We start from the raw sequence: 11,238 nt of genomic DNA on the forward strand, positions 1-11,238 counted from the left end.
GGCCACGGCCCGTCACCGTCGTGGCGCTGCGCAATGCGCTCAAGCGGAGCAAGCTGGATCTCGCGATCCCCCGACTGCAGCCGCTGGGTCCCGTTGAGCCTTACGAGGGCTGAGCAAGGAAAGAATTCGCCACCGTCGTCAGCCCCGGGGACCTCCCGGAGGTATTCCGCCGCGATGAAGTCGGCCAACGCCCTGCGGCTGCGGGCGGCGAAGCTCTAATCGGCGATCCGTGTTCCTTGATGCACGTCAAGGCACGCGCGTTCGTCGGAGCGAAAGCTGAAACTCGAACTTCAAGGCTTCTGCGGATTCGCCATGATCCAGTTGCTCAAGACCCTCCTGCTCCTCGCCGCTGTCGCGGCTGCCCCGGCCTGGGCCGCCCAATCCGACCCGCACGCCGGACATCATCCCGAGGCGGCCCCAGCGGCCAAGCCGGCGCCGAAACCGGAGCCTGAAGTGGGCATGCACGCCTGCCCGATGATGGACGCCAAGATGGCAAGCGCGGATGGCAAGGCTTCGAAGGGCAAGGCGCCCGAGGGCAAGATGATGATGGAGGGCAAGGAGATGCGCTGCATGCCTGCGCAGGCGGCCGCCAAGCCTGCGGAGCCTGCGCACGACCACGACCATCCTGACGCCGCACCGAAGTCGCCCGAGACACCGAAATGAGCGCCCGCCTGCGAAGCTTCGCGCTGATGACGCTGGTCGCCGTCGCGGCGGCCGCGGGGTTCTGGCTGCTGCGCGACCATTGGGGCCACGCGTTGGGGTTCGCGCCCTACCTGCTCTTTCTCGCCTGCCCGCTGATGCACCTCTTCATGCGTCACGGCCACGGAGGACACGGCCATGACCACGTGCAAGACAGCCGCAACCAGCCGCCGGCTGGATGAGGCCCTCGCCGACGGCTTCCCGGCGGGAGATCCCGCGGCTCTGACCGAGCCGGCCGGCGATGTGCGCGACGTCGCGGGGTGCTGCTGCGCCGCAAAGTCCGAGCATGCGGCGCCAGCGCCTGAGCCTGCGCCTCCCAAGTCGGGTTGCTGCGGATCCTAATGCGCTTCCGATGAGTCGCAGCTTCGAGACCATCGTCCGCCTCTCGGCGCCACCTGCCGCCGTCTTCGCACGGCTCGACGATCAGGCCGCCTGGCCGAGCACATGGAGCGCCCGTCGGCCATGATGGGCGGCGGGCGCATGACCTAAGACTTCGACACCGGGCGGGGCCGGGCAGGTCCTCATATCAGCCCCTGGAATAGCCCGCAGTCGGTGAGCAGGCGACGGCCGCCGAACTCCAGCAGGTGCTTGGCGCCGGTCACCGTTCCGGCGCCGCGCAGGGACGTCAGGGTCGTCATTGTCGGGCCTTCGCTGCGGCGGGACGGTGGGGGAGGGTCAATCAGTTGCGTGCCGAAGCACAGCCGTCGTTGACGTGACGCAAGGCCACGCTCGCTAAGACACCACGTTCTGCGGGGCGCCGGCCTCGAACGCGGCGATGTTCGCCAGTGTCGTGTCGATGATCCGCTCGACCGCTTCTCGCGAGTCGTAGGCGATGTGCGGCGTCACGATGACGTTCGGCAGGCTCAGAAGCGCATGGTCGGCGACCAGCGCCCGCAGACGCTCCGTCGACACAGTCGCTTGCGTGCGGAAGATCTCGGCCTCCTCGCGCAGCGCGCCTTCTTCGGCCACCACGTCCAGGCCTGCGCCGGCCAGGTGGCCGGAGGCCAGCGCCCGGACGAGCGCCTCCCCGTCCACGACACCACCGCGGGACGTGTTGATGAGGACGGCGCCGGGCTTCATCCGCGCCAGCTCCGGCTCGCCGAGGAGGTGGTGGCTGCCTGCCCCACCGGGCAGGTGCAGGCTGACGACATCCGCGCTCGCGAGCAGCTCGGCCAGCGGTGCGTAGCGGAACCCGAGGGCCGCGGCGGCCTCCGGGTCCGGCCGCAGATCGAAGGCGATCACATGCATGCCGAGGCCCCGCGCGATGCCGGCGACCCGCCGCCCGATCCGGCCTGCGCCCACCACGCCCAGGGTCTTGCCCGCTAGGTCGAAACCGCGCAGTCCGGCCTCGGAGAAGTCGCCGCGCCGGGTGCGCTCGGCGGCCTGGACGATCCGCCGGCTGAACGCCAGGAGAAGGGCGAAGACGTGCTCGGCCACGGTGTGGTCGCCGTAGTCCGGCACGTTGCAGACCGTGACGCCGGCCTTCCGGCAGTGGTCGAGGTCGATGTGATCGAACCCCGTGGACCGGGTGGCGATCAGCCGGAGCTTCGGCAGCCGGCGCAGGACGGCCGCGCTGAGGTCGGACCAGATGAAGGTCGTCACGATCTCGGCGTCAGAGAAGCCATCCACTAACTCCGATGTCAGCCGTTCGGCCGTGCAATGGACGGTGTGTCGGGGCTGCAGGCTTAGACAGGCCTGGTGCTCCCACTCCGTTGCTTCGAAGACCGCGACCTTCATCCCCATCACCACTCGCGGCGGAAGACGAGCCAGCTGACGCCGAATAGAGGCGCGCCGATCAGGGCGAGGGCCAGGGCATGCGGCCAAAGCTCGGCCATGCCGGCGCCTTTGAGGAAGAGGCCGGTGGTGATCTCGATCCCATGACGCAGCGGGCTGGCCTGGGAGGCGACCTGCAGCCAGCGGGGCATGCTTTCGATGGGCGACACGCTTCCAGAGAGGAACAGCAGGGGAAAGAGGCCGAAGAAGCTGGCCAGCATCGCCTGCTGCAGAGTGCTGGTGAGGGTGGCCACGAACATGCCGATGGAAACGGCGCTGAGAAGGAAAAGCGCCTCCAGCCCGACGAAAGTCGACACGCTGCCGCTCATCGGCACGTGCAGGAGCCGGAGCACCAGCAGGGAGGGGAACAGCGAGCCCAGCGTCACCGTGACTGGCGGCAGCACCTTGCCCAGGAACAGTTCGTGGGCGCGGATCGGGGTGACCCGGATCTGCTCCAGCGTTCCGTTCTGCTTCTCGCGGACCATGCCGGCGGCGGGCAGGATCACCGCCAGCATGAAGCCCGCCTGGGCGAGCATGGCGAGCGCCTCGAAGCGGGTGTTCGTGAGGTTGGGATTGTACCAGACCCGCACCGCCGGTTGGACCCCGCCCGCCATCGGCATGGCGCCCATGGTCCGTTCGCGGGCGAAGCGGGCGGTCATCTCGATGATGCAGGCCCGGGCGCGGGAGGCGACATCGGCGTTGGAGCCGTCGACGATGACGCCTACCGACGCCTGTCGGCCTGCGGCCACCCGCGCGCCGAACCCTGGCGGGATCTCGACCACGGCGGCCAGCCTGCCGGCTTTCAGCCCGGCCTCGGCCTCTCGCTCCGAGGTGAAGACGCCGGCCAGCACGAAGGTGTCTGCCGACGTCAGTTCCGTGGTCAAGGCGCGGCTCGCGGCCGAGCGGTCGTGATCGACCAGGCCCAGCGGCAGGTTCTTGACGTCCATGCCGACCGCCATGGTGCACATGACGACCTCGACCGTGGTCAGCCAGAAGATCAGGAACAGCACCACCGGGTCGCGCAGCATCTGCGCGAACTCCTTGCCCAGGAGGCCAAAGAGGCGTTCGCCGAACATTCAGGCGATCCGCTTCTTGAGCAGTACGGTCGCAAGCGTCAGGACGACGACGGTGTAGAGCGTTAGAACGGCGACGTTGACCCACAGCTCGGGGAGCCCGGCGCCGCGCATGACGATCCCGCGCGAGATGTTGACGAAGTACATGGTCGGGATGCGCGCCGAATAGCTCTGGAAGAACGGCGGCATGGTGAAGATCGGATAGATGAAGCCGGAGAACAGGAACGACGGCATCAGGGTGACGATGAGCGTCACCAGCATGGCCGCGACCTGGGTGCGCACCAGGGTCGAGACGAGCAGGCCGATGGAGACCGTGCAGAGGACGTAGATCAGTCCCAGCCCGACCAGCAGCGCGAGGCTGCCATGCATTGGCACCCTGAACCACAGGAACCCGGCGGCCAGCACGATGGCCAGCTGCAGAGCCGCGATCGCGGCGTAGGGCATCAGCTTGCCAACGATGAACTCGGGCTTGGTGAGGGGAGAGGCGTAGATCTGGGCGATCGTACCCAGCTCCTTCTCGCGGGAGACGGCGAGCGCGGTGAGCAGCGGCGGGAAGGCCATCAGGATCACCGCGAACAGGCCGGGCACGATGAAGTCGCGGCTGCGCAGCTGCGGATTGTACCAGACCCGCACCTCCGGCTGGACGGGCAGCTGCAAGGTCCCCTTCGGAAAGGCGTAGATGATCGCGCGGCCATAGGCCGAGACGATCGCCGCGGTCGAGGCGTAGGTGCCATCGACCAGGAACTCGACCGGGGCCTCCTCGCCGCGCGCCAGGCGACGCGAGAAGTCCGGCGGGATGGACAGCACCGCGCGCGCCTTTCCCTGCATCAGGGCGTGCTCGGCGATGCGCTCGTCCTCGAAGGCCCCGGCTAGGCGGAAGTAGCTGGTGTTGAGGAACTGATCGGAGAGCGCGCGACTGGCGGCGCTCTTGTCGTGGTCGACGATGATCAGCGGCGCGTCCTTCACGTCGAAGGAGAGCGCGTAGCCGAACAGGAACAGGATCACGAGGGGCATGAAGAGCGCGATCCACACGGTGATCGGATCGCGGACGATCTCCAGGGCCTCCTTGCGGCTGAAAGCGAGCATCCGCGAGAGCTTCATGCGGCCCTCGCCGGTATGGGCGCCTGTCCGCGCTCACGGGCGATGTAGCCCAGGAACACATCCTCCACGCGCGCCTCGGCGAGGCCGAGGTCGGCCTGCAGCGCCGGCAGGGCCCCAAGCGCGATCATGCGGCCGTCCATCATCAAGCCCAGCCGGTCGCAATAGGTCGCTTCCTCGAGGTAGTGCGTGGAGACGATCACCGCGACGCCCTCGGCGGCGAGCGCTGAGATGAGGCGCCAAAACCGGAACCGCGAGAGCGGATCGACGCCCGAGGTGGGCTCGTCCAGGAACAGCACCTTCGGCCCGTGCAGGATGGCGCAGGCGAGAGCCAGGCGCTGGCGCACGGCGCTTGACAGGTTGCGGACCAGCCCGTCCTCGGCGGCGGGTAGGCCCGCGCGCTCGCGCGCCGAGGCGATCCGCGCCTTCATGTCATGCGATGGTACGCCATAGGCGCGCCCGAAGAAGACGAGGTTCTCCTGCGCCGTCAGGTCGGTGAACAGCGAGAACTTCTGCGAGACGTAGCCGATGCTGGCGCGCACCTTCCCGCTCTGGCGCGCGACATCGAAGCCGGCCACGGCAGCGCGGCCCTGCGTAGGCGCCAGGAGGCCGCAGAGGATGCGGATCAGCGTGGTCTTGCCGGCGCCGTTGGGGCCGAGCAGGCCGAGCACCTCGCCAGCCTTGATCTGCAGGCTGACGTCGTCGACGGCCACGAAGTCGCCAAACCGCTGCGCGACCCGTTCCGCCGTGACGACGATCGCCTCGCTTGGGCTGCGCACCGGGGCGCGCGGCGGCGTCATCGTCTCTCCCGGGGCGGACGCCACCGTGAAGACGTCCTCCATGGTGGGCTCGACCGGCTTCAGCTCGCGGCAGCAGAGGCCGATGTCGGGCGGCGCGCCCGCGGTCCGCAGCTGCACGCGCACCTCGTCGGCCGAACGGCGCTGGAAGCTCAGCACGTCGGGGAGCTCGGCGAGCGCCGCCTCCGCCGCCGCAGGTGCGTCCGTCCGCACGCTGAAGACGTGGGCCCGGGCGGTCTCCCGCAGTTCCGACGGCGCGCCGAGGGCCAGCGGCCGGCCGTCGCGCAGCAGCAGCACCCGGTCGCTGGCGTCGGCCTCGTCCATATAGGAGGTGGCGAAGACGATGGAGCGGCCGTCCTTGCGGGCCGCATCCAGGATGCGCCACAGCTCGCGGCGCGACAGGGGATCGACGCCCAGGCTCGGCTCGTCGAGGACCAGCAGCGGCGGCTCGTGGATCAGGTTGGCGCAGAGCGCGAGCTTCTTGCGCATCCCGCCCGAGAGGGCGCCTTCGCGGCGCTCCTGGAAGCGCTCCAGTCCGGCCATCGCCACGAGCTTGGCTTTACGAGCGGCGAAGGCCGCCTTCGGCACATCTCGGATGCCCGCCGCGAACGCGATGTTCTCGGCGACCGTCAGCCGGTCGTAGAGCGAGAAGCCCTGCGACATATAGCCGACCCGCGCCTGCACCCGCTCGGGGCGCTTGCGGACATCCTGGCCGAGCACCCGGCAGGACCCCAGGCTCGGCCGCAGGATGGCGGCGAGCATCTGCAGGAGGGTCGTTTTGCCGGCGCCGTCGGGGCCCACGACCCCGAACACCTCGCCCGGGTCGACGCGGATCGTCACATCCTGCAGGACGGCGCGACCGCCGAACCGGCGGCCCAGCCCCTCGGCCTCGATGACGGGGGCTGGGGGCACGGCCTTACTCCGGGGTCCGGAGCGTGTCCGGCCAGCCGCTCTTCTCGTCCCAGAGGATCCAGCTGTCGGCCGGCATGCCGGGCTTCAGGAGGCCCTCGGGATTGGCCGCCGCCAGCATCACGCCATAGACCGTGCGGCTGCGCTCGTCGGCCATGTGGACGTCGCGCGGCGTGAACTGCGCCTGCCCATCGACGTGGGCCACCCGGGCGGGGAAGTCGCGCCCCGGGAAGGCGTCGATCCGGATGCGGGCCGGCGCGCCCAGACGCACCTTGCCCAGGTCGCGCTCGCTGACGAAGACCTTGAGCTTGACCTCGGTGAGATCGGCGAGGACCGCGACCGGCTGACCGGCGGCGACGACCTCCCCCGGCTCGGCGAGGCGCTCGAGCACGGCGCCGGTGATCGGCGCCGCCACCCGGGTCTTGGCGATCTGCGAGCGGGCGAGTGCGTGGGTCTTGGCGACCGCCGCATCCTGCGCGGCCGCCTCGGCCTTTTGCTCTCGGAGGACGCCGGTCTGTTCCTTGGCCGCGACGTAGGCGTCGCGGGCGCTTTCCACGCGTCTGGCGGGGACCCAGCCCTCGGCGCCGAGGGTCTCGTAGCGGTCGAGATCCTTCCTGGCCGTGCCGGCATGGTGCTCGGCCAATCCGATCTGCGCAGTGATCTGCGCGCGCGTGCGGCGCACGGCCTCGTGCTGGGCGGCGACGCGATCTTCCTGCAGCTCGTAGTCCGCGGGGTCGATCCGGGCCAGCGGCTCGCCGGCCTTCAAGGACGTGCCTTCGACGGCCCGGTTCTCGAGGAGCCGGCCGGGCACCTCCACCGCCACCCGCACCTCGTCGGCCTCGATCCGGCCGCTGCCATAGATGACCTGGGCGGGCAGGGGCTGCGGCCGCATGCGCCAGTAGGCGTAGCCTGAGCCGGCAGCGATCATGATGAGGGCGATCGCTACGAGGGCGATGGCAGACTTGGCGCTCATCTTCACGGGACGCGCCCTCCGCGAGGTATGGACGTCAGACTGCGGTCGGACGTGACGACCCGCATTGCGATGGATCAAGGGGAGATGAAACTGGCTCGCAGTCGCGGAACCCCGTCGCCCTTGATCCATCGCAAGCCGCGCGCTCCTCCAGGCTCCATCTGGCCCTACAAGGGCCGCACGCTGCGCGCCGCCCAAGGGCGGGCAAGGCGATGATCAGCGGGTGCTGATCGGGCCCGGCTATCGGCTCTGGGGGCGCGTGTTCCTTCGCCAGGCGTCGCGGGGGACCGGGCCTGGGCCCCGGAGCGCCGTTGACGCGGGTCAAGGCGGAGCGGGCTTCGGACCCTAGTCTCGGCTGCGACGTCATCCCCGGAGCAGGCCCATGCCACAGGCCGACTATATCGCACCCTTCGACAGCCTCACGCTGCGCGACATTCCGCGTGTCGGCGGCAAGACGGCCTCCCTGGGGGAGCTCTGCCAGCTGCTTCGCGACGCGGAGGTCCGGGTCCCGAACGGCTTCGCCATCACCGCGGACGCCTACCGGGACGCGCTTTCGGAAGCCGGCGCCTGGCCCAGGCTTCGGGAGCTGCTCGACTTCGACGTTGACGATGTGGCCCAGCTGCGTCGGCGCGCCGCCCAGGCCCGTGAGATCGTCTACCAGGCCACGGGAGGCGCGAGCCTGCGCGCCCAGATCCTGGCGGCCTTTCGGCATCTCCAGGACATCTCCGGCCCCGACCTCACGGTCGCGGTGCGCAGCTCGGCCACGGCCGAGGATCTGCCCACCGCCAGCTTTGCGGGGCAGCACGAGAGCTTCCTCCATATCGTCGACGAGGACGAGTTGATCGAAGCGTGCCGGCGCTGCTTCGCCTCGATCTTCACCGACCGGGCGATCGTCTACCGGGTCAACAATGGCTTCGACCACGCCAAGGTCTTTCTCTCGGTCGCGGTGATGCAGATGGTGCGCTCGGACCGGGCGGCGAGCGGGGTCATCTTCACCCTCGACACCGAGAGCGGCTTCCGCGACGTGGTGTTCGTCACCGGCGCCTATGGGCTCGGCGAGAATGTCGTCCAGGGGCGCGTGGACCCCGACGAGTACTATGTCCACAAGCCCACCTTCCGGCAGGGGTTCCGCGCGGTGCTGCACCGCAGCCTCGGCGCCAAGCAGACCCGGATCGTCTCGGAACCGAAGGGGGACGGCCCGGGCCTCCTCGCCATCCCGGTTCCGCGGCCGGCGCGGGAACGCTACTGCCTGACCGACGCGGAGGTCCTGGCCCTCACCGACGTCGCGATCCGGATCGAGGATCACTATTCCGAGCGCGCGGGCCATCCGACGCCCATGGACATCGAGTGGGCGAAGGACGCCGTGGACGGCCGACTCTACGTCGTCCAGGCTCGACCCGAGACCGTCGCGTCCCAGCGCGGCGCCGATATCGAGACGTTCCGGCTGACGGGCTCAGGCGTGGTGTTGGCCAGCGGCAAGGCGGTCGGCGAGCGCATCGCCAGCGGCGTGGTGCGCGTGATCCGCGGGCCCGCCGACCTGGAGGCCTTCCAGCCCGGCGAGGTGCTGGTCGCCGCCGCGACCAGCCCAGACTGGGAACCGGTGATGAAGCGGGCGAGCGCCGTGGTGACCGACCGCGGCGGGCGCACCTGTCACGCGGCGATCGTGGCCCGCGAGCGGGGCGTGCCGGCGGTGGTGGGCGCGGGCGAGGCGACGGCGCGCCTGGCCAATGGCGTTCGCGTGACCGTCTCCTGCGCCGAAGGCGAGACCGGTCGCGTCTACCAGGGCGACGTCGCCTTCGAGGTGCAGCGCCTGAAGGCCGCGGACCTCCAGCAGCCCAAGACCCACATCATGCTGAACCTGGCGCAGCCGGACCTGGCGTTCCGGTTCGCCCAGCTGCCCAGCGCCGGCGTCGGACTCGCCCGACTGGAGTTCATCATCGGCGAGCAGATCCGCTTGCATCCGATGGCCGCGGTCCATCCGGAGCGTGTGACGGTCGCGCGGGAGCGCGCTGCCATCGACCGGCTGATCAAGGGCTACGCCTCACCGAGGCAGTACTTCGTGGACAAGCTGGCCGAAGGCGCCGGCCTCATCGCCGCGGCCTTCTACCCGCGGCCGGTCATCGTCCGGCTGTCGGACTTCAAGACCAACGAGTACGCCAAGCTGCTGGGCGGTCGCGCTTTCGAGCCGGTCGAGGAGAACCCGATGCTTGGGTTCCGGGGCGCCGCCCGCTACGCCCATCCACTCTATGCCGACGGCTTCGCCCTGGAATGCGAGGCCCTGGCGCGCGTCCGGAAGAACCTGGGCCTGACCAACCTCAAGGTGATGGTGCCCTTCTGTCGGCGCGTCGAGGAGGCGGAGCGGGTGCTGGCCGCCATGGCCGCGAACGGCCTGAAGCGCGGCGAGGACGAGCTCGAGGTCTACGTCATGTGCGAGATCCCCAACAACGTCATCCAGATCGACGCCTTCGCGAAGTTGTTCGACGGCTTCTCGATCGGCTCCAACGACCTGACCCAGCTGGTGCTGGGCGTGGACCGGGATTCCGAGACCGTGGCCTTCGACTTCGACGAGCGTGACCCGGGCGTCCTGGAGATGCTGCGGCAGGCGGTGGTCGGCGCGCACCGCAACGGCCGTCACGTCGGCATCTGCGGCGAGGCCCCGGCGACCTATCCCGAGATCGCCGCCTTCCTCACCGCACTCGGTATCGACTCGATGAGCGTCAATCCGCAGAGCCTGCCGCGCACGCTCGCCATCGTGCGCGAGGCCGAGGCGGCCAAGGCGCCAGCCGCGCCGCAGAGGCGCTCGATCGCCGAGGCCGTGGGAGGATGAACCTAATGCCCGATGCTCGCGCCCATCCGCCCCGCCCACTCTCTCTGTTCGGCGTCCAGATCCGGATCCACGTGAGCTGGGTGATCATGGCGCTGTTCATCGCCTGGTCCCTGGCGTCCGGCTCGTTGCCGATGCTGTTCGAAGGCTTGCCGTCCGGCTCCTACTGGACCATGGCCGCGATCATCGTGATCGGGCTGGCGGCCTCGATCGTGTTGCACGAGCTGGCTCACACCCTGGTGGGCCGGACCATGGGGGTCTCGGTCAGCCGGATCACGCTCTTCCTCTTCGGCGGGGTGGCCGAGTTGGCCGAGGAGCCGAAGCGCCCCGGCGCGGAGCTGGCGATGGCGATCGCCGGCCCTGCCTTCAGCGTCGTGTTCGGTGTGGTCCTGGCGACCGCGGCCGGGGCGATGGGCCAGACGGACGCGCCGGCCGAGGTCGTGATGGCGCTGGGCTACCTGGCCACGCTCAATGTCGTGCTGGCGGCGTTCAACATGGCGCCGGCCTTTCCGCTCGACGGCGGGCGCGTGCTGCGGGCGCTGCTCTGGATGTCCACCCGCGACCTGATGAAGGCCACCCGGATCGCTGCGCGCACGGGAGAAGTCCTGGCCCTGCTGCTGATGGCGTTGGGTCTCGTCGTGGTGTTCACGGTTGAGCCGGCTGGCGGCCTGTGGTGGATCATGATCGGCCTCTTCATCCACAGCGCCGCACGTGGGGCGCTGCGCGCGGCGGAGGCCCGCCAGATGTTCGCCGGTCACGCGATCGCCGAACTGATGGCCCCGTCCATCGAGACCGTCCCGGCGGGCTACACGCTGGATCGGTTCGTGGACGACCGCCTGATGGCCAGCCGGCACGGCCTCTACCCCGTCGTCGATGGTGAGGCGTGGCTCGGCATCGTCACGCCGGAGGACATCCTGCGCACCCCACGCGAGACCTGGAAGACCAAGACGATGGGCGAGATCTGCACGCCGGCCGCCCTCACGCCGGCGGCGGGGCTGCTGGACGACGCGTCGCAGGTGATGGATCGGATGCGCGCGGAAAACGTCCAGCGGATGCCGGTGGTCCATCGCGGATCGGTGGTCGGCATCGTGACGC

The 11,238-nt window shown here is 69.8% G+C and carries 9 protein-coding genes; 4 read left to right on the top strand and 5 right to left on the bottom strand.

Features of this window, described 5'->3' with window-relative positions; genetic code table 11:
• The first annotated feature begins 312 nt into the window (after positions 1–312).
• Together VGD44_RS06590 and VGD44_RS06595 are read left to right on the top strand one after the other, a co-directional pair.
• Entirely contained in the window at positions 313–663 is a 351-nt protein-coding gene (locus VGD44_RS06590) for a hypothetical protein (RefSeq protein ID WP_331085120.1), read from the top strand.
• Positions 660–881, top strand: coding sequence for a DUF2933 domain-containing protein (locus tag VGD44_RS06595; protein WP_331085121.1), 222 nt, complete (start codon positions 660–662; stop codon positions 879–881). The genes VGD44_RS06590 and VGD44_RS06595 overlap by 4 nt, the downstream gene beginning before the upstream one ends.
• Before the next feature lie 550 nt (positions 882–1,431).
• Here the strand turns inward: VGD44_RS06595 and VGD44_RS06600 are convergent.
• The 5 genes from VGD44_RS06600 to VGD44_RS06620 are packed head-to-tail and all read right to left on the bottom strand — an operon-like array spanning position 1,432 to position 7,322.
• Positions 1,432–2,436 (bottom strand): hydroxyacid dehydrogenase, encoded by a 1,005-nt coding sequence (locus tag VGD44_RS06600; RefSeq protein WP_331085123.1) that lies wholly within the window; start codon positions 2,434–2,436, stop codon positions 1,432–1,434.
• A gap of 5 nt (positions 2,437–2,441) precedes the next feature.
• The gene (locus VGD44_RS06605) at positions 2,442–3,548 is read right to left on the bottom strand and encodes an ABC transporter permease (protein WP_331085125.1); all 1,107 of its coding nucleotides are present in this window, start codon (positions 3,546–3,548) and stop codon (positions 2,442–2,444) included.
• Entirely contained in the window at positions 3,549–4,646 is a 1,098-nt protein-coding gene (locus tag VGD44_RS06610; protein WP_331085127.1) for an ABC transporter permease, read from the bottom strand.
• Positions 4,643–6,352: an ATP-binding cassette domain-containing protein gene (locus VGD44_RS06615; protein WP_331085129.1), complete on the bottom strand. Its 1,710-nt coding sequence runs from the start codon at positions 6,350–6,352 to the stop codon at positions 4,643–4,645. The genes VGD44_RS06610 and VGD44_RS06615 overlap by 4 nt, the downstream gene beginning before the upstream one ends.
• A gap of 4 nt (positions 6,353–6,356) precedes the next feature.
• Positions 6,357–7,322: an efflux RND transporter periplasmic adaptor subunit gene (locus VGD44_RS06620; protein WP_331085131.1), complete on the bottom strand. Its 966-nt coding sequence runs from the start codon at positions 7,320–7,322 to the stop codon at positions 6,357–6,359.
• A gap of 379 nt (positions 7,323–7,701) precedes the next feature.
• On the opposite strand from VGD44_RS06620, the gene ppsA reads away from it, so the two are divergent.
• Positions 7,702–10,146, top strand: a complete 2,445-nt coding sequence (gene ppsA / locus VGD44_RS06625) for a phosphoenolpyruvate synthase (protein ID WP_331085133.1) — start codon at positions 7,702–7,704, stop codon at positions 10,144–10,146.
• A 5-nt stretch (positions 10,147–10,151) separates the two neighbouring features.
• Positions 10,152–11,238: site-2 protease family protein (locus VGD44_RS06630; protein ID WP_331085135.1), on the top strand; the 1,087-nt coding region annotated here is incomplete at its 3' end.

Origin of the sequence: Phenylobacterium sp., from assembly GCF_036402295.1 — a bacterium.
Lineage (GTDB): Bacteria > Pseudomonadota > Alphaproteobacteria > Caulobacterales > Caulobacteraceae > Phenylobacterium.